Source organism: Rhodococcus sp. NPDC004095 (assembly GCF_053604015.1).
In genome coordinates this window covers 172,821-194,635 of sequence record NZ_JBSGGS010000011.1, presented here as the reverse complement: position 1 = coordinate 194,635, position 21,815 = coordinate 172,821, and the positions used below count along the sequence as shown (strand labels likewise).

Genomic DNA, 21,815 nt, shown 5'->3' with positions numbered 1-21,815 from the left:
CGTGACCAGCACCGAAATTCGCATCAGCCCCGCCGTCGAGGCCTTTGTCGACGAGGCCCGCCGCGCCGCCGACACCGCCTTCCGGGTGTTCCGGGAGACCGGCACCGTCTCGGCCAACGGCACCGTCAACTTCGTCGAGCGGGTCCCCGGCGAGGAACTCGCGGTCGCGCTCAACGAGCCCGGACCGTGGGCCCAGGACCGCAGCGCCAAGCCGATCCTCGCGACCTTCGACGGCGAGGTCCTCGCCGGTGCCGGACCGGCCGGGTTCGTCACCGGGTACGCCAAGGTGTTCCGCCAGCACCCCGAGATCACGTCGATCGTCCACGTGCACACCCCGTGGCTGGGCGGCTGGGCCCAGACCCACCGCACTCTGCGCATCAAGTACGCGGCCTCGCAGCGCCTGACGCTCTCGCGCGACATCCCGCCGCACATCGACCGCAGCCAGTCGCCCGGCGACTTCATCCTCGACCGCCTGGTCGACGACCCGGATCTGGTGGCGATCTTCGAGGCCAACGGCGGCGTCAACGTCATCGGTCGCGCCGGCCTGCTCGAGCTCGCGAAGTTCGTCGTCCTGCTCGAGGAGGGCGCGCAGTACCAGGCGATCGGCGAACTCGTCGGCGGCACCGTCGACTTCGACAAGACCAACCTCGTGGCGCAGTGGGGTCGCAGCGGCCTGCTCGACGAGGCCCGCCGCCGCGGACTCGTCTGAGCCCGGACCGATCAGGAGCTTTTCATGACGATTCGTGTCGGGTACTTCCCGAACAACAACTCGCTGTTCGTGCTGCGCCACACCGGCCTGCTCGAATCCCGCCTCCCCGATGTCGAGTGGGTGGATCTGCGCGCGCTGCCGGCCGGGCCCGCGGTCGATCCGCGGACGGCACTGCCGACCCTGCACTCGGACTGGCTCTTCGAAGCCGGTGGCTACGACTTCATCGGAACCGGCTTCACCCCGCCCATCACCGCGCTGGGACAGAACCGGGATCTCGTCTACGTCGGCATCTCCGGTCCCCGCGTCGAGAACGGGAGGCTGGTGAGCCTCGCGGACCCCGGTGTTCGTACCGTCGCGGACCTGCGCGGCAAGCGGGTCGGCGTTGCACACGGCTCGTGGCAGACCACGCTCGCCCTGCTCGCCCTCGACCGGGAGGGTTTGAGCTGGTCCGACATCGTGCCGGTCGACGTCGACGTGAACGACGGCGGCGCGGCGTTGCTGCGCGGCGACCTGGACGCGTGGGTGGGTGCATACCCGGGCCTTGCGGAGGTCGAGGCCGCGGCGCGGCTGCACACTCTCGTCGACACCGACGGTCTCTTCAGTCACCCGTCGCTGTGGTTCGTCCGGCGCGAGTTCGCGGAGAACCACCGCCCGGAGCTCGAGGCGATCGTCGCGGCCCTGCAAGAGTCGGATGCGCGGATCGTCGCCGACCCTCGCGAGGCCGCGCGCTTCTTCGTCGATGACGCCGAAAGGCGTGGGGGAACAGCCGATCTGGATCGATGGGAGGAGGCGCTGCGGGGACGCCCCTTCGGGATCCGCCCGGTCACCGAGGACTTCCTCGACGAGCAGCAGCGCGCCGCGGACCTGCTGCACGCCAACGGTCTGCTGCCGCGGCGGGTCACCGTGCGCGACGCGGTCCTGCCGTGGATCGGCAACGTGGTCGCGGGGAGCCGTTCGGATGTGGCGGTCTGAACCGTGCGGATCGAATGCTGCGGATCGAACAGAAGGGGACGAGATCGATGGCTGAGGAGTACGACTACCTGATCGTGGGACTGGGCGTCGCCGGGGCACTGGCGGCGGCCCGGCTCACCGAGGATCCCGACGTGCGCGTCCTCGCGCTCGAGGCCGGCCCGGAGTTCCCGGACGACACGCTGCCGGGAAACGAGGCGGTGCGGGTGCCCGCCCTCGCGCACACCCTGTGGGGAGGCCCCCTGGACTGGAACTTCACGACGGCGCCGCAGGGTGGGCTCGACGGCCGAGCGGTGCCGTGGCCGCGGGGACGCGTCGTCGGTGGGTCGTCCGCGGTCAACGTGCAGGCATGGGTGCGGGGGCACCGAGCCGACTACGACAGCTGGGAAACACACGCGGACGGCTGGAACAACGACGCCGCCCTCGCGGCGTTCCGCGCGATCGAGGACAGTGCTCACGGCGCCGCGCCGTGGCGCGGAGTCGGTGGCCCGCTGCCGATCGAGCGACGCGAACACTCGGAGCCGCGGGCCGAGCTGTTGATCCGGGCCGCCGAGGAGTCCGGTTTCCCGAGGACGGACGTCAACGGGCCGGATCCCGAGGGCGTCGATCTCGGCCACAGCACCACCCGTCGCGCGCGCCGGGTCAGTTTTGCCGATGCCTACCTCGACGAAAAGGTCCGAGCACGAACGAATCTGACCGTGCGTACCGGTGTGCGCGTCGATCGGGTGCTGTTCGACGGCACCCGCGCGGTGGGAGTCGCCGCGACCGTCGGTGCGCAGTCGACGGTGCTGGCCGCCGACACCGTGCTGCTCGCGGCCGGCGCGATCGGCACCCCGCACTTGCTGCTGCTCTCCGGCATCGGTCCCACCGGGGATCTGGCCCGCTGGGGCATCGACGTGGTGGCCGACCTTCCCGGAGTCGGCGCGAACCTGCACGACCACCTGGTCGTCTGGACGGGCGCGTACCTCGCCGACGGTCAGGCGAGCGCTGCCACCGCCGAGACGCACCGGCGTGCCCTCGCGCAGTGGCGCGCTGACGGAACCGGCTCCCTCGCGACCACCGGTTCGATCGGATTCGCCCGCTCCCGCACAGGGCTGGCGGCACCCGACCTCGAGTTCATCCTGACGACCTCGGTGACCGGCTATGCCGGTCGCCGGGTCGACGGCTTCGGAGTGGGATGGGTTCTGCTGCAACCGGACAGCCGTGGATCGATCTCGCTCGCGTCCGCGGATCCCGCGGACGCGCCGCGCATCGATCCCGGCTACCTCACCGACCCCGACGCCGGCGACCTGGCGACGCTGGTGCGCGGGTTCCGGATCGCCCGGCGTCTGGTCGACAGTGATGCATTGCGCGGCACCGTCGGCGAGCCGGTGCATCCCGGGTTCCGCGGCGATGCGACCGACGTCGAGGTGGCGGAGTTCGTGCGGGCACACGCGTCGACGATCTTCCATCCGGTCGGAACCGCGCGGATCGGACGCGACGGTGATCCCGCTGCCGTGCTGACCGGCGACCTGCGGGTACGGGGCGTGGACGGGTTGCGGGTGCTCGACGCGTCCGCGATTCCGACCGTCACCCGCGGACACACGATGGCGCCGACTGCGGTGATCGCGCACCGCGGCATCGATCTCCTGCAGGGAAGAAACACGCGTCGAGAGGAGGCGTTCGCATGAGCGTCGACACCGTCCACGCCCGGCTCGCGCCCGCGACGGTCGAGTTCCTGGGACGGACCCACGGGCACTTCGTCGACGACACGCAGGCAGCGGCGTCCGACGGAGGCACCCGGGCCGTCGTCGACCCGGCCACCGAACAGGAAATCGCCCGCGTCGCCGAGGGCACCGGCGCCGACGTCGAGAACGCGGTCGCCGCCGCGGCGGCGGCACATCGCGACGACCGGTGGCGGGGCCTGGCACCCGCCCGGCGCGCTGCGGTGTTGCGACGCTGGAGTGACCTCGTCGCCGCGGACTCGCAGGTGCTGGCGGAACTCGAGACGCTGGAAAACGGTGCGCCGCTGGCGCTGACGCGTGGCTGGGCGCACGGATCCTCGGCAATCCTCGCCGAATTTGCGGGATGGCCGGAGCGGATCGCGGGACGAGTCAACCCCGGACAGTCCGACGTGTTGTCCTACAGCGTGCGGCAACCCGTGGGGGTGGTCGCCGCGATCACGCCCTGGAACGTGCCGCTGATCATGGCGGTCAACAAGCTGGCACCCGCCCTCGCGGCCGGCAACACCGTCGTCCTCAAGCCCGCCGAGGACACCCCGCTCACCGCGCTTCGGCTGGCGGAACTCGGCCGCGAGGCCGGGCTGCCCGCCGGGGCGCTGGGTGTGGTCACCGGCAGCGGGCCGGGTGTCGGTGTCCCCCTGGTCGAGCATCCTCTGGTGAACAAGGTGAGCTTCACCGGGTCCACCGGCGTCGGCAAGGAGATCCTGGCCCGCGCCGCGACATCCGTGAAGCGGGTCTCGCTGGAACTCGGCGGGAAGTCACCCAACATCGTGTTCGCTGACGCCGACCTGGACGCTGCGGCGCTCGCCGCCCAGCGAGCCGTCTGGACGAACTCCGGTCAGATCTGCTTCGCGGGCACCCGGCTGCTCGTGGAACGGACGGTGCACGACCGGGTGGTCGACGCCGTCGTCGACGGGTCGCGGAACCTGGTGATCGGCAACGGATTCGTCGACGGCGTCGACCTCGGGCCGCTCATCTCGGCCCGTCAGCGGAACCGGGTCGCCGACTACCTGGCCCTGGCGCGAACCGCGGGCGCCGGTTTCGCTCTCGACGGCGGTGTCGTCGACGGCCCCGGGTACTTCGTGCGCCCCACGGTGCTGACCGGTGTCGACAACTCCTCGCGCGTGGCGCAGGACGAGATCTTCGGGCCCGTCCTCACCGTGATCCCGTTCGACACCGAAGACGAGGCTATCGCGTTGGCCAACGACACCGTCTACGGCCTGGCCGCCTCGATCTGGACCGACAACCTCGCGAGGGCACACCGCGTGGCGGCCCGACTGGACGCCGGCTCGGTCTGGGTCAACCGATTCGGGCCCGGCGGCGCCGTCGCGGCGAGTGGCGGATTCAAGCAGTCCGGGCTCGGTCGCGACGGCGGCGACGAGTGGCTCCACTCCTACACCGAACTCAAATCCGTCACCGTGCAGATACCCACCTGAACGGCCACCCCACCCCACCACGTTCGACCCCCCAACCGCGCCCGCACCGGGCGCGGAGCAGAAAGGCACCTCCCCACATGCGTGCGCGTTCCCTCCTCCGACGCCCCGTGGCGGCTCTGGCCGCCGTCCTCGCCGCGACGACGATCGCCGCCTGCGGCAACTCCGGTTCCTCCGACACGGCCGGTGGCGCGGCCGCCAAACCGGAGACGGCCGGCGTCGACATGTCCGGCGTCACACTCAACGTCGGCGAGATCGGCGGCTTCACCCGGCAGTACTTCGAGGCGTCCGGTGCCCTCGACGGCATCCCGTACACGGTGGAATGGAAGAAGATCGGCGGCGGCGCCCCGATGTTCCAGGCCCTCGGATCCGACGCGGTCAACGTGTCCGTGCAGGGCGTCGACCCCGCCCTGTTCTCGGCGGCCGCGGGTGCGGTGCCGTTCAAGATCGTCGGGATCGCGGGCAAGAACCCCACCGACCATCCCGAGAACCACGGCACCTTCTGGCTGGCCACCCGGCCCGGACTCGACATCACCTCGCCCGCCGACCTCGTCGGCAAGCGGATCGCGGTCTCACCGGCGAAGGCCTCGTCACCGCACTACTTCCTGGCCAAGACGTTGAAGGACAGCGGAATCGGTATCGACGAGGTCGATCCGGTGTTCCTCGACAGTGCGGCGGGGCTGGGTGCACTGCTCAGCGGACAGGTCGACGCGTGGGCAGGCGGCGGCGCGAGCTTCACGCGGGTGCAGGAGGCCGGCGGCAAGGTGATCGCGTGGTCGTCCGAGCACACCGACAACTTCCTGGTGACCACCGCCAACAACAAGTCCCTCGGTGATCCGAAGCTCAACGCGGCCATCGCGGACTTCCAGTCGAGGCTCATCCGCAATCAGGTGTGGACCAACACCGACAAGGACGCCTACGCGAAGGTCCAGGCCGAGGTCACCAAGCTGCCCGCGGCGACCGCGCTCGCAGCGGTACAGGCCGAACTGCCACTCGAGTACTTCCCGCTGACCGCCGACGTGGTGCAGCGGCTGCAGGCCGAGGCCGACCTCACGCGCGAGTTCGGTCTCACCGACGCCCAGGTCACGATCTCCGACATCGTCGACGATCGCTACGACGACGTCGTCGAGGCGGCCCGGCAGTGAGCGAGGCGACCAGCGAGATCGGCGCCCCACGGCTGTCGATCTCGGTCACCCCCACTCCGCCGGTGGTGCCACAGTGGTTGCGCCGCAGCATCGTTCCCGTGGTGCTGCTCGCACTGTGGGAGCTCGCCGCACGGACCGGGCTGATCGACACGCGCCTGCTCGCGGCACCCTCCAGCGTCGTCACGACCGCTGGTGAGTTGCTCGCCAGCGGCGATCTGCAGTCCAACCTGGCCACCTCCGTCGCGCGGGCGCTGGTCGGGCTGACGATCGGCACGGTGTTCGGCGTCGGCGCCGCGCTGCTGTCCGGCCTGTGGCGCACCGGGGAGGACCTGCTCGACACCACACTGCAGATGCTGCGGCCGCTGCCCGCACTGGCCCTGATTCCCCTGTTCATCCTGTGGTTCGGCGTCGACGAGGCTCCCAAGCTGATCCTCATCGCCTACGCCACGTTCTTTCCCGTGTACCTCAACACGTTCAAGGGGATTCGCTCGATCGATGCGAAGCTGGTCGAGGCCGCCGCGGTCCTCGGCCTCAACCGGTGGGAACTGATCCGTCAGGTCGTCACGCCGTCGGCGTTGCCGTCCTTCTTCACGGGCTTCCGGTTCTCGCTGAGCGTGTCCTGGCTGGTGCTGGTCGTCACCGAGCAGCTCAACGCGCGTTCCGGGCTGGGCTTCATGATGACCGAGGCGCAGCAGTACTTCCGCAACGACATCATCGTGCTGGGCCTGGTGATCTACGGATTCCTCGGACTGGCATCCGACCAGCTGGTGAGCCTGATCGAAAGGAGGGTGTTGCGATGGCAGCGGACGTTCGCGGGAGCGTGAGCGCGAAGACGGCCCCGGAGTCGAGGGCCGACGGCCCGGCGGTGCGGGTGCGCGGGTTGCGCAAGAGCTTCGGGGAGCGTGCGGTGCTCGGCGGCGTCGATCTCGAGATCCGGCCCGACGAGATCGTGGCGCTGCTGGGGCGCAGCGGGGGCGGCAAGTCGACGCTGCTGCGCGTCCTCGCGGGCCTCGACACCGACTACACGGGGGAGGTCGCCGTGCCGGCCGCCCGCTCGGTGGTGTTCCAGGAGCCGCGCCTGTTTCCCTGGAAGTCGGTGTGGCGCAATGTCGTCACCGGTCTCGGCCGGCGGCCCGATCGGGCGCTGGCGATGACGGCGCTGGAGGAGGTGGGCCTGACCGGCCGCGCCGATGCGTGGCCCGCGACCCTCTCCGGTGGGGAGGCGCAGCGCGTGGCGCTGGCGCGAGCGCTGGTGCGTGAGCCGCGCCTGGTGCTTCTCGACGAGCCGTTCGGTGCGTTGGATGCCCTGACCCGGATCCGCATGCACGAGTTCCTGGCGAAACTGTGCCTGCTGCACCGGCCCGCGGTACTGCTGGTCACCCATGATGTCGACGAGGCGCTGGCCCTCGCCGATCGGGTCCTGGTCCTCGGTGACGGCGCGATCGCCGTCGATCACGTCGTGGATGTGCCGCGACCCCGGCGTCGGTCCGACCCCGATCTGATCGCACTGCGAGCGGTGCTGCTCGACGCACTCGGAGTGGACTCCGAACACCAGCTGTGACCGGCGCTCGAGAGTGCTCAGTGCCCGCCCGGCTCGATGCCGAGTCGCTCGCACGCCGCGTGGTACAGCGCGACGACCTCGGTGCGGATCGACGCCCGGTCGGTGACCGTTCCGAGCCACGGCACCCGTACGGCACGCTCGGTGCCGCCGACCGTCGCCGTCCACTCGCCGGCTTCGGTGTCGAGTCCGGTCATGTGGGCCGCGGTGGCGTCGGGTTCGGCGAATGCACGGACAATCGCGAGATTGTCGGCGGAGTGGTCGCCGTTCATGTGGCCGGTGACCGCGGCGATGACCGCGTCGTCGAAGTCGCTCATCCCGACAGGGTACGGTGCGCCGCGCACCTCGTGAGGGGAGCGGGAGTGGCCTCGTCCGCCTAGCCTCGATGCCATGACGCGTCCCGATATCGCGGTGGACTACACCGTCCTGGACTGTCCGGCCCCGGTGGTGCTCGCCGAGTTCTATCGCGACGTCCTCGGGTGGGAGATCACGCTGTCCGACGACGACTGGGCGGTCCTGCAGGGGCCGGGCGGCTTCCGCCTGGCGTTTCAGCTCGCCCCCGACTTCACTCCGATCTCGTGGCCTGCGGAGGGTGTGAAGATGCACCTCGACTTCGTGGTCGACGACATGGATGCCTCGGAGCGGTGGGTCGTCGGGCTGGGTGCGCACCTGGTCGAGGGCGGCGAGGACCATCCGACCTTCCGGGTCTTCCGGGATCCCGTCGGGCACCACTTCTGCCTCTGTGTCCGCAACTGAGCGATCGCTAGTACGGATGCATCGTTAGCATGGCGTCCGACAGTGGTGCGCATGGCGCGCCCGGTGTACCCGGATCCGAAGAGGCGGTTGTTCGATGAAGAAGTACGTCCCCACCTGGCACGACGACGAGGTTCGTGCCCTGTCCGAGCTCGCGGGCGGATTCTTCGAACGTGAGATCGTCGCGCACAACGAGAAGTGGGACGCGCAGCACCGCATCGACCGCGAGGTGTGGTTCGAGGCCGGCAAACTCGGCCTGCTGTGCTGCTCGATTCCGGAGGAGTACGGCGGCGGTGGCGGTACCTTCGCCCACGACCTCGCCGTGTTCGAGGCCCAAGGCTATGCGGGCGACCTGTCGTTCGGCATCTCCGTGCACAGCGGCATCGTGCCGCACTACATCCTCGCGTATGGCACCGAGGAGCAGAAGCGGGCGTGGCTGCCCGGTATGGCGACCGGCGAGATCCTCGGCGCGATCGGCATGAGCGAACCCGGAGCCGGCTCGGACCTCAAGGCGATCAAGACCACGGCGATCCGGGACGGCGACGAGTACGTGGTCAACGGGTCGAAGACGTTCATCACCAACGGCTCGTCCGCCGACGTCATCGTGATGGCGGTCAAGACCGACCCGAAGGCAGGCGCCAGGGGCGTCTCGATGCTCATCGTCGACCTGCGCGAGACGCCCGGGTTCGCGGTCGGGCGGGTACTCGACAAGGTCGGTCAGCTCGGCGCGGACACCTCCGAACTGTCGTTCACCGACGTGCGGGTGCCGGTGACGAACCTGCTCGGCGAGCGCGAGGGGCAGGGCTTCGGTCAGCTGATGACGCAGCTGGTGCAGGAGCGGCTGATCATCGCCGCGCAGGCCGTCGGCGCCACCCGCCGCGCCGTGGATGACACCGTCGCCTACACCAAGCAGCGGGAGGCGTTCGGGCACAGCCTGTTCGAGCTCCAGAACACCGCGTTCGAACTCGCCGAGTGTCAGACCATCGCGCGTACCTGTGAGACGTTCCTCGACCACTGCATCCGGCAGCACCTGGCCGGCGAGCTCGACGCTGCCGAGGCCGCGATGGCCAAGTACTGGCTGACGGACAAGCAGTGCGAGGTGATCGACCGCTGCGTCCAGCTGCACGGCGGATACGGCTACATGCGTGAGTATCTGGTCGCGCGGATGTACCAGGACGCGCGCGTCCAACGGATCTACGGCGGCGCCAACGAGATCATGAAGGGCATCATCGCCAAGGCGCTGTAGTCCCCGCCGGTGGTGGTCCTCCGTGCCACTGGCAGCATCGAGGTCATGAGCGATGTGAAGTACGCGGAGGACCTGACCGTCGGCGAGGTGATCGACCTCGGGTCGCACACCGTCACCGAGACCGAGCTGGTCGACTTCGCGACCGCGTGGGATCCGCAGGATTTCCACGTCGACAAGGACGTCGCGGAGCGGGGCTACTTCGGCGGGCTGATCGCGAGCGGGATCCACTCCATCGCGGTGCTGCAGCGGCTGTCGGTGGACGGTGCGTACCGGCACCTGAGCGTGATCGGTGGCCGGGGACTCAAGGACGTGCGGTTCTGGCGTCCGGTGCGTCCCGGTGACGCACTCACCGCGACGATGCGGATCGACGACGTCGTGCTCGACGACCGTGGCCGGGGACTGGTGACCTCGACCGGGCAGCTGCGGGACCGCGACGGGAACCGGGTGCTCGACGCGGTCACCGAGGCGTACGTGCGACGTCGACCCGCCGGCGACCGAACCTCGGTGTGAACGGACCGTTCGGGACGCATGAGGTCCCGAACGATCCGTTCACGTGGGCTCGGCTCAGGCCGTCGCGACCGCGAGGTCGATCCCGCTGCCGCGCCGAATCGTGTTGTAGATCGGACAGGTTGCGACGAACCGCTCCGCGAGGCTGTCCGCCGCGGCCCGATCCGCCCCCTGCACGGTGATCGTGATCCGGGTGAAGTCATAGCGCGTCGGATCCACGCTGCCGCGGGCGTGTTCGGCGTCGACTGTGATCCCGGTGACCGGCAGTCCGAGCTCCCGCGCGTTGGCCTCGAAGTTGGCCATCGCGCAGGACACGAGCGCGGACAGCAGGAGCTCGCCGGCCTGGATCGACTCGCCCGGACCGAGGCGCGAGTCGGTGACCAGATGGTTGGTCCGGGCGTCGACCACGAACCGCCCGGGCACACCCGAGATGGTGTGCCCGGAGACCCGGGCGACGTTCGGCGGCGTGATGGTGGTGCTGCTCATCCGGTGATGCTCGCGGACTTGGGGATCCGGTTCTCCCACTCGCCCGCGGCCGCCCGGTCGAGGCCGAGGTTCTCGCGCAGCGTTGCGCCCTCGTACTCGGTGCGGAACAGGCCCCTCTTCTGCAGTTCGGGGACGACCTGGCGGGTGAAGTCCTCGAACCCGCCGGGCTGGTACGGGGCCTGCACCATGAAGCCGTCGCACGCGCCCTCGGTGAACCACTGCTCGAGGCCGTCGGCGACTTCGGTTGCGGTGCCGATGAATCCGCCCTCGACGCGGCCGCCGTACTGCTTGCCGAGCTCGCGCAGGGTCAGCCCCTCGCGTTCGGTGATCTCGCGGACCTCGTGGTAGTGGCCCTCGACACCGGGGACCTCGACGTCGGGCAGGCGTTCGTCGAGCGGGAACGTCGAGAGGTCGACGTCCAGGTGGTAGGCGAGGGTGGACAGGCCGCCGAGGGGTGGCACCAGCTCGTACAGCTCCGCGAACGTCTGCTGTGCGATGGCGTTGGTGGCGCCGATGACCGGGGCGATGGACGGCAGGATCTTCACCTGGCGCGGGTCGCGGCCGTGCGCGGCGGCGCGTTCCTTGATCTCCCGGTAGAACGCCTGCGCGGATTCGAGCGAGGCGTGGCTGCAGAAGATCACGTCGGACCAGCGGGCTGCGAAGTCCTTGCCCTTTGCGGAGGCTCCGGCCTGGATGACCACCGGGTAGCCCTGCGGAGGCCGGGGCACGTTCAGCGGACCCTGCACCGTGAACCACTCGCCCTTGTGGTCGATCGCGTGCACCTTGGCGGGGTCCGCGAACAGCGGCGCCTCGGTGTCGAGCACCAGGGCGTCGTCCTCCCAGCTGTCCCACAGCTTCGCGGCGACCTCGAGGAACTCGTCCGCGCGTTCGTATCGCTTGTCGCGGGGGAACTGTTCGTCGCGGTTGAAGTTGCGGGCCTCGGACTCCTGGAAGGAGGTGACCACGTTCCACGCCGCGCGTCCCGCGGTGAGGTGGTCGAGGCTGGCGAGCGAGCGGGCGACGGTGAACGGCTGTGCATACGTGGTGGACACGGTGGCGGCCAGGCCGAGGTGTTCGGTGACGGCGCCCATCGACGAGAGCACGTGCAGCGGGTCGAGTCGCATCGACCCGAGCGCGCCGTTGCGCAGCTGCGTGTCGGTGCTCGATCCGAATCGGTCGGGGACGGACAGGATGTCGGCGAAGAACGCGAGGTCGAACCGGCCGTCCTCGAGGGTGCGCGCGATGTTCTGGTAGTAGTCCGCGGACAGCCAACCCGGAACGGAGGCGGGGTAGCGCCAGCCACCGGGACGTCCGGGGCCTGCGGTGATGAACGCGGCGAGATGCATCTGGGAGTCGGACATGAGGGTGCTGATACCTACTTCGAGAGTTCCTGGTCGATGGCGGACTTGATCGAGTCGAACCGCGGGTCCTGCAGCCACGAGGTGACGTCGACCTGGTCGGGGTAGATGCCGAGGCGGTGGAAGTTGTCCGCGAGGTCCTGAGTCCCCGTGATCGCGTCCGCGCCGACCGAGGTGAACTGTCCCGCACCGGAATAGGAGAGCCGGCCGGTCTTGACGAGATCGAGGTACACCTGGGCTTCGAGCTCGCTGCCCGCGAAGCCGCCGAGGCGGGTGAACTCGGCGACCGCGGCCTCCGGGTTCGCCTCGATCCAACGCTGCGCGTCGCGCACGTTGCGGACCAGCGTCGCCGCCGCCTGCGGGTGATTGTCGGCGAAAGACTCGCTGGCGACGAAGAAGGCGTAGTCGTAGGTCTTCACGTCGGGCAGGGTCGCGGCGTTGTGCTTGCGCTTGGCCAGCTCGGCGGTCGGCTGCCAGGTGATCCAGGCGTCCACCTTGCCCTGCGCGAACGCGGCCTCGGCGTCCGCGGCGGTGAGGTTGACGTACTCGATGTCGTCCATCGTCAGGCCCGCCGACTCCAGGTACTTGACGAGGCTGTAGGTGCCGGTGGTGCCGCGGTGGTCGGCGACCCTGCGGCCCTTGAGATCCGCGGCCGACCGGATGGTCGAGCCCTGCGGGACGAGGACCTCCACCTCGTCGCTCGGCAGTGGGTACGCCACCAGCGGCACGATCGGCACCCCGCCGCCGATCGCGTAGATCACGGCGGTCGCGGTGGCGAACGAGAAGTCGACGCTGCCGGACTTGATCGCCTCCATGACGGGCAACGACGCCGGGAAGCCGGACGGCCACTGCACGGGCACCCCGCCGAGGTCGGCGCTGAGGTCGAATCCGCCGAGTCCGTTGCGCAGCACCGCGCCGGGCTCGGTGTTGCCGTCGCCGATCAGCGCGTACCGGACCTCGGTGAGGGGTCCGCCCTCGGATGCGGCGGCGTCGGTGCCGCAACCCGCCAGCGACAGGGCCGTCAGCCCGAGCAGTCCGGCGCCGGTGGCCTTGAGGAAGCCGCGCCGGTTCAGGGCGGGGGTGGTCAGGGGGGACATGTGGAAACGAACCTTCCTTCGGTGTGTCAGGAGTGCAGGGCGCGGTCGGCCTCGAGGAGCCCGTCGAGGAACTCCTCCTTCCATTCGGCGAGCCGGGCGTCGCCGCGATGGCGGGGGCGGGCCTGGTCGATCCGCAGGTCCCGGGTGATGCCGCGCTCGGTCAGCAGCAGGACGCGGTCGGACAGGACGAGCGCTTCCTCCACGTCGTGGGTGACGAGCAGGACCGTCCGGGGGTGCTCGGCGAGAACGCGTTCGAGCAGCTGCTGCATGGTGACCCGGGTGATCGCGTCGAGCGCACCGAACGGCTCGTCCAGGAGCAGCACGTCCGGCTGATGCAGCAGGGCCCGGGCGAGGGCGACACGCTGACGCTGTCCGCCGGAAAGCTCGGAGGGCCAGTCGTTCTCGCGTCCGGCCAGGCCGACCTCGCCCAGCAGCGCCGCGGCCTCGTCGCGGCGCCCCCGGGTGCCCAGTTGCACGTTGTCGAGGACGCTGCGCCACGGCAGCAGGCGGTCCTCCTGGAACATCATGCGGGACACGACGGGCCGGTCGACGGTAGGCTCGACCCGGCCCTCGGTGGGCTCCTCCAGTCCGGCGAGGATACGGAGCAGGGTGGACTTGCCGACGCCGCTCGGGCCGAGAAACGTGACGAACTCGCCTGGCGCGATCGACAGGTCGATGCGGTCGAGGACCTTCTTGTCGCGATAGCTGTGCCCGACACCGAGCAGGTCCAGGCCGACGAGGGCGTCCTCGGGCGCGGCGCGCCGGTGCTCGTTGCCGCCCATCAGCGATCTCCCTTCTGGTAGTTCGGGTTCCACCGCAGAACCCGGGCCTCGACGAACCGGATGAGCTGATCCGCAAGCAGGCCGGCGAGCGCGTAGAGCACGATCGCGAGGACGATGCGGTCGTTGCGGAGCAGATCGCGGCCGTTCTGTGCGAGATAGCCGATGCCCTCGCTGGTGGCGATGGTCTCGGCGACGACGAGGGTCAGCCAGGCGACACCGAGGGCGTAGCGGATGCCGGTCAGGATCATCGGCATCGCGCCGGGCACGATGATCTGCCGGATCAGGGCGCCGCGGCCGAGGCCGTAGGACCGGCCAAGCTGCACGAGCTTCGGGTCGACGGTGCGGATGCCTGCGACGGTGTTCAGGTACACGGGGAAGATGACGCCGAGGGTCACGAGCACGACCTTCGGCACCTCGCCGATGCCGAACGCCGCGATGAGCAGCGGCACGAGCGCGAGATGCGGCAGCGCGCGCAGCATCTGCAGCGTCCGGTCGACGAGGCCTTCCGCGATCCGGGAGAGCCCGACGGCGAACCCGAGGGCCAGCCCGATCGCGGCGCCGATGACGAAGCCGAGGACGATCCGGCGGACGCTCACCAGCAGGTGGGTCTGCAGTTCGCCGGTGCTCCACAAGTTCGCGGCGGTGTCGAGGACCTTGCTCGGCGGCGGCAGGATCGCCGCGGAGATCACACCCGTAGACGAGGCCCACTGCCAGCCGAGCAGGACCAGCACCGGCACCACCCAGGGGAGCAGCGCGCGGCCGCTCGGTCGGGGGCGCAGGCGTTGGCGCAGTGGGGGAGTGGTCGATTCCGGCGCCTGAACCGGCGCGAGGGTCGTGTCGGTCATGGCCGGACCGTGGTGGGTGCTGGGGTGTGCATCGTTCTCCTCGCAGTGTGTTGCGGAGAGCACGATAAATACGAGTGCACGCATGTGACGACATATGTATACACATGGATTCAAACTATTTACTTGTGTTCACGACCCTGGTAAGCGTTGCCCCGTTCGGTTTCAGTCGTCACGGGAATGGGGAGGGTCGGTGCGGAACGTGGTGTCGCCGTACACGCAACTGCGCGAACGGATCACGGGCGGGCACTGCCCACCGGGTTCGATGCTGGTACCCGCCACGGTGGGCGTCGAGCTGGGACTGTCGCGCACCCCTGTCCGCGAGGCGCTGCACCGCCTGGAGAACGAGGGGTTGGTCACGAAGGTGACCCGCGGCTACATGGTGCGCGAACGCAGCGAGGAGGAGGTCCTCGAGATCTGCGACGCGCGCATCGCGCTCGAGTCCGCGGTGGCGCACTCGGCCGCCGGCCGGCGGTCCGACATCGACGTGGCGCGATTGAGCAGGTTGCTCGAGAGCGCCGTGGCGGCACCGGATCCCGCGTTGGCGCTACGGCTGCACAACGAATGGCACGCGGCGCTGCGCATCGCCGCCCACAACACGACCATCGCCGAGCTGATGGACCGGCTCGACGCCCAACTCGCCGTCTACGACGCGGAGGAGTCGAAGGCGCCGTCGAACCTGACCCAGATCGAAGCCGAGCATCGCGAGATCCATGCCGCCGTCGTCGCAGGGGACGGGGAGCGGGCCCGCACCCTGATGATCGCGCACCAGGAACGCACCCGCGACATCCGGATCGCGGCGATGGCGTCGCGCTAGCTCCGCCGACCGCACGCTATCCTTGCCCGGCGCGTCGGGGGACGCGGGGGACGATCCGGGGGGATTGCAGGTGGGGGAGCACGACGACGGCCGTACGGTGCTGCGCGCGGAGATCGAGGCATTCCGGCAGGGGTTCGGCCAGCCGGATCTGCTGACGGCCGCGCTACGCGCCGCGGTGGTGTTGCTTCCCGTCACCGACGACGACCGCATCCTGATCAGCACGGTTCGTGGCGTCGACTGGGTCTGCGCGTTCACCGACGAGGCGGAGTACACGGCGTATCTCCACGCCCGGCGGGAGGCGGCGTCGGTGCGGTACCGGGCGCTGTTCGGCCGCCGACTCCTCGACGAGATCGTCCCGGCGCTGCCGCGCCCGACCGGTGTCGTGATCGACGCCGCCGGCGCGGCGCCGATGGCGTTCCCACCGGATCTCGAGCGGGTGGCGTCGTGAGCGAACTCGCGGTCGACCCGCAGGTCCTCGTCCAGGCGGCCGAGGGCATCAACGCGATCACCGGTTCCCTCGCCGACCTCGGTATCGGCGAGATCGCCTCGATGGGCCGCGGCTTCTCTCTGCTGTCGCTGTCGCCGCTGGAAGCGGGCGCGCACGACGTGCAGGCCGCGTTCGAGGAGTTCGTCGAGCGCTGGTCGTGGGGTGTGCGGCATCTGGTGCAGGCCGCCAACTCGATCGCGCAGACCCTGGACCTGAACGCCGGCCGCTACCACGACATGGAGCAGACCACCGAGGCGATGCTCAAGACGGTGTGGACCGACATCGTCGGCAACCCGCACCTGAGCGGCGAGGAGATCGCCGACCGCGACTGGGGCGAAACCCTCGCGGACAATCCGGTCAACAATGTCCTGCACCCCGAGTACAGCGTCGGGTCGTTCACCGATGCGTACCAGGAGATACGGGCAAACGGGGCCACGGCCGAATCTGCCGTAACCGGGGCGGATGCGGGTCCCGGATCCGGGCGCCCGCAATGAGCTGGCTCAGCGACACCTGGGAGGCGGCGAAGGGAACGATCGACGACGCCGGTGACTTCCTCACCGACACCGCCGAATCCGGTACCGAAACTCTCGGGCAGGCGGTCGACTCCGGACTGGACAGAGCCGCGCGGTTCGCCCGCGACCTGGGTGCGGACACGATCGCGGACACCCTGACCGGACTCGGTGACAGCGTCGCCGACCTCACCGGCGGCGCGGTCGACGAACTCGAGCTCGGCCAGACCGAGGATCCCTGCGAACTCGTGCGCGGGGATCCGGCCGCGATCGGCGAGGCCGTCTCGACGCTGGCCGAGATGGCCTCCGGCATCGCCGGGGTCGGCGACTCCCTCGCCGCGATCGACACCGCCGGGTGGACGGGGAGCGCCGCGGATGCGTTCGAGTCGGTGTACGACCGGCAGCCGGGGCTCTGGCGGACGGCGGCCGCCTCGATGACCACAGCGGGCAACTGCCTCACCTCGTGGGCACATGCCGTCGCGGCGGCGCAGGCGCGGGCCGCCGATGCCGTGGTGCTCTGGCAGGAGGCGGAGCGGGTCCAGGCCGCGAGTGCGGCGGTGGGCAGCGAGGTCACCCACACGTGGAGCGAGGCGAAGGCCGCGGCCACCGAAATCCTTCGCGGCGCCCGCGCCGAACGCGACGGCGCCGCCGGCCGGATCGCGTCCCAGTTGGCGGCGGCCACCGAGTCCGCGCCGACCGAACCCCCCTTCACCGAGCGCGTTTTCGCGGATGTCATGGACCTGCAGGGCGCGGCGCAGATGGCGGAGGCGAACTTCACCTCCGGACTGATCACTTCGTTCTCCGGCATCGTGGGGTTCGTGCGCCAGGTCAACCCGACCGACCCCTACAACCTCAGTCACCCCGCGGAGTACGCGGAGTCCATGTCGGCGTTGGTGGCCGGCCTGTTCGTCGCCGCCTCGGATCCGGGCGCCGTCGTCGAGGGAATGCTGACAGACTTCCGCGAGAACCCGTTCGAGGTGCTCGGCGGCCTCACCGGCGACGCGGTTCTCACCGTGGCGACCGGCGGTGTCGGGGGTGCGGGCGTCGCCGCCGTGCGAGGGGCGGAGCGGGTCGCGGACGTCGCCGACGGGATCGCCGATGCGGCGCGGCTCGCGGAGCACGTCCCGGAGGTACATCGGCCCGGAGTGATTCCGGACGCGGCGCGACCGGAGATCCCGGAAGCCCATGCTGCACCCCGGACCGAGCCCGCGGACATGCCGCACTCGGCAGCGGACACCGATCCCGCGGCGTCACCGCGTGCAGACGGCGGCGATCCGAACCCGCCCGCCGACCGAGAACAGGTCCCGGCCTCCGACTCGACAGGTCACGGGTCCGCCGAGGCCACCACCGACGGTGCCGACCAACCGGACCGCGACACGGAACCGGCCACCCGCGAACAGGATTCGGGCGGCGCGGGTGCGCCCGAGGTGGGCGGTGACGCTGCACCCACACCCCACGAGCTCGCGGACGCGGACAGTGGTGCGTACCAGGCGGCGGCGGACAACGGGGTCGAAGCCGACCGCACGGGACATCAGAACACCGAGGGCGGCGACCCGGTCGATGTGGCGACGGGAGAATTCCTGCTCCCGGAAACCGATCTCGCGCTCCCCGGTGTGCTTCCCCTCGTCCTGGGACGTCGGCACCGGTCGAACCATCGATTCGGCCGATGGTTCGGGCCGAGCTGGTCCGCGACCCTCGACCTGCGCGTGGTGGTCGAGGAATACGGCGTCACGTTCCTCGCCGAGGACGGCGTGATGCTCACCTACCCGCACCCCGAGGTCGACGCCGAGGTGCTGCCGACGTCCGGGCAGCGCTGGCCGCTCACCCGCACCGAGACCGGCGGCTACCGGATCCACGACCCGGACCGCCGCATCACCTGGCACTTCGCGCCGAATCCCGAACTGGACGGGGTGGATGCCGCACTCGGCAACCTGGCGATCAGTGCGATCACCGACCGGCATCGCAACCGCATCCTGTTCCGGTACGACGCGGACGGGGCGCCGCGGGAGATCTCGCATTCCGGTGGCTACCGGGTGCTCGTCTCCGCTGTGGCGGGCCGAGTGACGTCGCTGTCCGTCGTGGACCGCGACGAGACGGTGCCAGTGCGCCGATTCGGCTACGCGGGCGGCAACCTCACCTCGGTGACGACCGGGGAAGGGGGCGTCACCCGATACGAGTACGACGCGGACGGCCGGATGCTGGCGTGGGTCGACGACAACGGCACCCGCATGGACAACACCTACGACGAGGACGGCCGCGTCGTGCTCCAGCGGGGCACCGCGGGAATCATGAACTGCCGCTTCGAGTACACCGACCTGCCGAGCGGGCGGGTCACCGTCGTCACCGACTCCACCGGGGCGGCCACCACCCACGGTTTCGACGCCGATCTGCGGTTGCGCGACCTGATCGATCCTGGCGGCGGGCACACCCACACGGATTACAACAGTCGGCGCGAGCCGCTGCGCGTCCGCACCCCGGACGGCGCCACCACGGGATACGCGTACACGCCAGACGGGGACGTCGCCCGCATCACCCGGCCCGACGGCGCGGTCGTCACCGTCCAGTACTCCGCACCGAAACAGCCGGCGGCCGTGCATCATCCGGACGGCGCCACCATTCGGCAGCAGTGGGACGAGTGCGGCAGACTCGTCGCGGTCGTCGACCCGTCCGGTGCCAGAACCTCGTACGGTCACCACAGCACCGGTGCGATCGCCCGCGTCACCGATCCGACCGGCGCCACCACCCTCGTCGAGTGCGACGCCGCCGGATTGCCGGTCGGGGACATTGACCCGACCGGCGCGGTCACCAGGATCGACCGGGACGGATTCGGCCGCCCCGTCCGCGTCGTCGACCCGACCGGCGCCACCACCGTCCAGACCTGGTCCCCGAGCGGGCACCTGCTCAGCCGAACCGATCCCGACGGCGCCGCGGAAACCTGGTCGTACGACGGGGAAGGCAACCTGCTCGCCTACACGGACGCGGTCGGCGGCATCACTCGGTACGAGTACGGGCCGTTCGATCTACTCGCCGCGCGCACAGTCCCCCGCAAGCGGGAGGTACCCCCACCGGACGGCACGGCCGCCCGGTACGAGTGGGACACCGAGCGCAGGCTCACCGCCGTCACCAACCCGCTCGGCGATACCTGGACCTACCGGTACGACCCGGCCGGGCGCCTGATCTCCGAGACCGACTTCACCGGAGCCACGACCACCTACACCCGGGACCCGATGGGCCGGCCCGCGACGGTGACCGCCGCGACCGGCGTCACCCGCACCCACACGTACGACCTGATCGGCCGGCTCACCGACGTGCGCGCCGACACCGGCGAGCGTCGCCGCTTCGTCCACGATCTCGCCGGACGGGTCACGCTCGCGGAGTCGCTCGCCGCCGACGGTGCCTCGCACACCGTCGAATTCGACTACACATCACACGGTCTGGCGGTGAGCGAGACGGTCGACGGACGCCGCGCGGCCTTCGAGCACGACCTCGCCGGTCGGCGGACCCGGCGGATGAGCGAGACCGGCGGCGAGACGACGTGGCGATGGGATCCGGCGGGACGACTGTCGGCGCTGACCATCGACGGGCGTGGGGTCGAGTTCACCCACGACGCACGCGGCGCCGCTACCGGGTGGCGGATCGGTGAGATCGCGGTCGCGCAGACCCACACCGCGTGCGGTCGGCTCGCCCGACGCTCCGTCACCGCGCACCCCGCGTCCGCGCTGAACCTGGGACTCGGAGGCGGGTCGGGTGCTGCCCCGGCGATGCTGCGGGAGGACACCTACGACTACCGGCCGGACGGCTACCTGGTCCGGCACCTGGCACTGGCGGGCGATGCGCACCTGGACACCGACTACACGCTCGACCCGGTTGGCCGGATCACCGCCATCGACCGCGGTCACGTGACCGGTGAACGGTACGGATACGACGGGCTCGGAAACATCTCGCGGGCCGGCGACGATCGACGCGAGTACCGCCGAAACCTCATCGTCCGGGACGGGCGCAGCCGCTACCACCATGACCGCGCGGGGCGGCTGGTGCGCAAGGTGGTGACCCGGCTGTCCCGCAAACCCGATGTCTGGCAGTATCGGTACGACGCGTTCGACCAACTCGTCGAGTTGATAACCCCGGACGGGCGGTGCTGGCGGTACACCTACGACGCGTACGGCCGCCGCACCACCAAGTCGCGGGTGGCGGACGACGGGACGGTGGTCGAGTGGAACCGGTTCGTTTGGGACGGAGTTCAACTCGTCGAGCAGGACGTCGCGGGTGAGGTGACGCGATGGACCTATCGGCCGGGTGGGTTCGCACCCCTGACGCAGTCGCGGGTCGATGCCGAGTTCTTCGCGATCGTCACCGACCTCGTCGGCTTGCCGGTGGAACTGGTCGACCCCGACGCGGGCGAGGTCGTGGGGTCGGCATCGGCGGACCTGTGGGGACGGACGACGTGGCAGGGGGAGTCCACGCCACTGCGGTTCCCGGGGCAGTACTTCGACGACGAGTCGGGCCTGCACTACAACCTGCACCGCTACTACGACCCCGCACTCGGGCGGTACGTCACGCAGGACCCACTCGGCCTGAGGCCGGCGCCGAATCCCAGTGCGTACCCACACAACCCGACGGGATGGATCGACCCGCTGGGGCTGACGCCGGAGGCGTGTGGGAGTGCTGGCGTTGCTGGAATGGGGTATCTCGACTCCAGCACCTATGAGTACCTCTATCGCGGCGTCTACTACGGACATCCCGCACATGCCGATGCGCTCGACGGTGTTGCCGTGCCATGGGGCGGCCACCACGACCCACATCTCCACAACCAGGGTGACAACAACAGCATTTTCACTTCGTGGACCGTCGACGAGTCGATTGCGCAGGACTTCGCGCGCAGCGGAAACGGTCCGGGAGTTGTCTTGCAGATGCCCAACGTTGATGGCCCAACCTACACTCGGGTCCCATCGCCGGATGCCTTTGGCGAGTTCGAAGTACTGATTGCGGGGCCGGTTCGCAATGCCGAGATACGCTGACCGCACAAGACCAGGACGCAAGGATCAGTCATGAGCGCACTTCCGCGGTTGTTGGGGGCCGAGTATGTTCGGCGACAACTCGATCGGCTGGGATTGGAGCCGTCGATTGCGGCTGGCGTCGGTGTCATTTTGCAGAGTTGTACCCGGTCGGGACGTATCGAACTGCATGCTATTGAGAGGCGTGCTGTTGTGACGACCTTCCAGAGAAGGCTGCGGCGCGCAGATCAGCGGGGCGAAGTCTTCCCGGGAATGCGGGAGCTTCTGTCTCGCCTCGAGGAGAGTCAGGGTACGACGGTGTGGACAGCCGCTCTTCAACATGAGGGAAGAAGCTTGTCGATTTGGTTCGACTCCAGCGATGAGATGCTGGGGTTCGTAGTG

20 protein-coding genes are annotated in these 21,815 nt (G+C 69.9%); 14 read left to right on the top strand and 6 right to left on the bottom strand.

Annotation, left to right across the window (positions count from 1 at the left end):
- Nucleotide 1: 1 nt before the first annotated feature.
- From ACWEPG_RS21780 to ACWEPG_RS21750, 7 genes are all read left to right on the top strand, one after another.
- Nucleotides 2–709, top strand: a complete 708-nt coding sequence (locus ACWEPG_RS21780) for a class II aldolase/adducin family protein (RefSeq protein WP_452595290.1) — start codon at nucleotides 2–4, stop codon at nucleotides 707–709.
- Between the two features lie 24 nt (nucleotides 710–733).
- On the top strand, nucleotides 734–1,681 hold the full coding sequence (locus tag ACWEPG_RS21775; RefSeq protein WP_452595289.1) for an ABC transporter substrate-binding protein: 948 nt from the start codon (nucleotides 734–736) through the stop codon (nucleotides 1,679–1,681).
- Between the two features lie 47 nt (nucleotides 1,682–1,728).
- Nucleotides 1,729–3,348: a GMC family oxidoreductase gene (locus ACWEPG_RS21770; RefSeq protein ID WP_450114257.1), complete on the top strand. Its 1,620-nt coding sequence runs from the start codon at nucleotides 1,729–1,731 to the stop codon at nucleotides 3,346–3,348.
- Nucleotides 3,345–4,835 carry an aldehyde dehydrogenase family protein gene (locus ACWEPG_RS21765; protein WP_450114256.1) on the top strand — a complete coding sequence of 497 codons (1,491 nt, stop codon included), beginning with the start codon at nucleotides 3,345–3,347 and terminating at the stop codon, nucleotides 4,833–4,835. The genes ACWEPG_RS21770 and ACWEPG_RS21765 overlap by 4 nt, the downstream gene beginning before the upstream one ends.
- Before the next feature lie 77 nt (nucleotides 4,836–4,912).
- The gene (locus ACWEPG_RS21760) at nucleotides 4,913–5,977 is read left to right on the top strand and encodes an ABC transporter substrate-binding protein (RefSeq protein ID WP_452595288.1); all 1,065 of its coding nucleotides are present in this window, start codon (nucleotides 4,913–4,915) and stop codon (nucleotides 5,975–5,977) included.
- Entirely contained in the window at nucleotides 5,974–6,801 is an 828-nt protein-coding gene (locus tag ACWEPG_RS21755; RefSeq protein ID WP_450114254.1) for an ABC transporter permease, read from the top strand. The genes ACWEPG_RS21760 and ACWEPG_RS21755 overlap by 4 nt, the downstream gene beginning before the upstream one ends.
- The gene (locus ACWEPG_RS21750) at nucleotides 6,774–7,538 is read left to right on the top strand and encodes an ABC transporter ATP-binding protein (protein ID WP_450114253.1); all 765 of its coding nucleotides are present in this window, start codon (nucleotides 6,774–6,776) and stop codon (nucleotides 7,536–7,538) included. The genes ACWEPG_RS21755 and ACWEPG_RS21750 overlap by 28 nt, the downstream gene beginning before the upstream one ends.
- Before the next feature lie 17 nt (nucleotides 7,539–7,555).
- Here the strand turns inward: ACWEPG_RS21750 and ACWEPG_RS21745 are convergent, their stop codons facing one another.
- Entirely contained in the window at nucleotides 7,556–7,852 is a 297-nt protein-coding gene (locus ACWEPG_RS21745; RefSeq protein WP_450114252.1) for a DUF2470 domain-containing protein, read from the bottom strand.
- A 73-nt stretch (nucleotides 7,853–7,925) separates the two neighbouring features.
- Between ACWEPG_RS21745 and ACWEPG_RS21740 the strand changes: the two genes are divergently transcribed.
- The 3 genes from ACWEPG_RS21740 to ACWEPG_RS21730 all read left to right on the top strand — a co-directional run bounded on the left by ACWEPG_RS21740 (nucleotide 7,926) and on the right by ACWEPG_RS21730 (nucleotide 10,044).
- A complete protein-coding gene (locus ACWEPG_RS21740) occupies nucleotides 7,926–8,291 on the top strand; it encodes a VOC family protein (RefSeq protein WP_452595287.1) in 366 nt (121 codons plus the stop codon).
- Nucleotides 8,292–8,385: 94 nt separating this feature from the next.
- Nucleotides 8,386–9,534: an acyl-CoA dehydrogenase family protein gene (locus ACWEPG_RS21735; protein ID WP_450114250.1), complete on the top strand. Its 1,149-nt coding sequence runs from the start codon at nucleotides 8,386–8,388 to the stop codon at nucleotides 9,532–9,534.
- 45 nt (nucleotides 9,535–9,579) lie between these two features.
- A complete protein-coding gene (locus ACWEPG_RS21730; RefSeq protein ID WP_450114249.1) occupies nucleotides 9,580–10,044 on the top strand; it encodes a MaoC/PaaZ C-terminal domain-containing protein in 465 nt (154 codons plus the stop codon).
- 54 nt (nucleotides 10,045–10,098) lie between these two features.
- Here the strand turns inward: ACWEPG_RS21730 and ACWEPG_RS21725 are convergent, their stop codons facing one another.
- The 5 genes from ACWEPG_RS21725 to ACWEPG_RS21705 are packed head-to-tail and all read right to left on the bottom strand — an operon-like array spanning nucleotide 10,099 to nucleotide 14,609.
- On the bottom strand, nucleotides 10,099–10,527 hold the full coding sequence (locus tag ACWEPG_RS21725) for an OsmC family protein (RefSeq protein WP_450114248.1): 429 nt from the start codon (nucleotides 10,525–10,527) through the stop codon (nucleotides 10,099–10,101).
- The gene (locus tag ACWEPG_RS21720; protein ID WP_450114247.1) at nucleotides 10,524–11,888 is read right to left on the bottom strand and encodes an LLM class flavin-dependent oxidoreductase; all 1,365 of its coding nucleotides are present in this window, start codon (nucleotides 11,886–11,888) and stop codon (nucleotides 10,524–10,526) included. Before ACWEPG_RS21720 ends, ACWEPG_RS21725 begins: the two co-directional genes overlap by 4 nt.
- A 14-nt stretch (nucleotides 11,889–11,902) precedes the next feature.
- Nucleotides 11,903–12,982: an NrtA/SsuA/CpmA family ABC transporter substrate-binding protein gene (locus ACWEPG_RS21715; protein WP_450114246.1), complete on the bottom strand. Its 1,080-nt coding sequence runs from the start codon at nucleotides 12,980–12,982 to the stop codon at nucleotides 11,903–11,905.
- A 26-nt stretch (nucleotides 12,983–13,008) separates the two neighbouring features.
- The gene (locus ACWEPG_RS21710) at nucleotides 13,009–13,764 is read right to left on the bottom strand and encodes an ABC transporter ATP-binding protein (protein WP_452595286.1); all 756 of its coding nucleotides are present in this window, start codon (nucleotides 13,762–13,764) and stop codon (nucleotides 13,009–13,011) included.
- A complete protein-coding gene (locus ACWEPG_RS21705) occupies nucleotides 13,764–14,609 on the bottom strand; it encodes an ABC transporter permease (protein ID WP_452595285.1) in 846 nt (281 codons plus the stop codon). Before ACWEPG_RS21705 ends, ACWEPG_RS21710 begins: the two co-directional genes overlap by 1 nt.
- A 190-nt stretch (nucleotides 14,610–14,799) precedes the next feature.
- Between ACWEPG_RS21705 and ACWEPG_RS21700 the strand changes: the two genes are divergently transcribed.
- The 4 genes from ACWEPG_RS21700 to ACWEPG_RS21685 all read left to right on the top strand — a co-directional run bounded on the left by ACWEPG_RS21700 (nucleotide 14,800) and on the right by ACWEPG_RS21685 (nucleotide 21,437).
- Nucleotides 14,800–15,423 carry a GntR family transcriptional regulator gene (locus ACWEPG_RS21700; protein ID WP_450114243.1) on the top strand — a complete coding sequence of 208 codons (624 nt, stop codon included), beginning with the start codon at nucleotides 14,800–14,802 and terminating at the stop codon, nucleotides 15,421–15,423.
- Nucleotides 15,424–15,493: 70 nt separating this feature from the next.
- A complete protein-coding gene (locus ACWEPG_RS21695; protein WP_450114242.1) occupies nucleotides 15,494–15,871 on the top strand; it encodes an SseB family protein in 378 nt (125 codons plus the stop codon).
- A complete protein-coding gene (locus ACWEPG_RS21690) occupies nucleotides 15,868–16,404 on the top strand; it encodes a hypothetical protein (protein ID WP_452595284.1) in 537 nt (178 codons plus the stop codon). The genes ACWEPG_RS21695 and ACWEPG_RS21690 overlap by 4 nt, the downstream gene beginning before the upstream one ends.
- The gene (locus ACWEPG_RS21685) at nucleotides 16,401–21,437 is read left to right on the top strand and encodes a putative T7SS-secreted protein (protein WP_452595283.1); all 5,037 of its coding nucleotides are present in this window, start codon (nucleotides 16,401–16,403) and stop codon (nucleotides 21,435–21,437) included. Before ACWEPG_RS21690 ends, ACWEPG_RS21685 begins: the two co-directional genes overlap by 4 nt.
- Nucleotides 21,438–21,815: the final 378 nt, after the last annotated feature.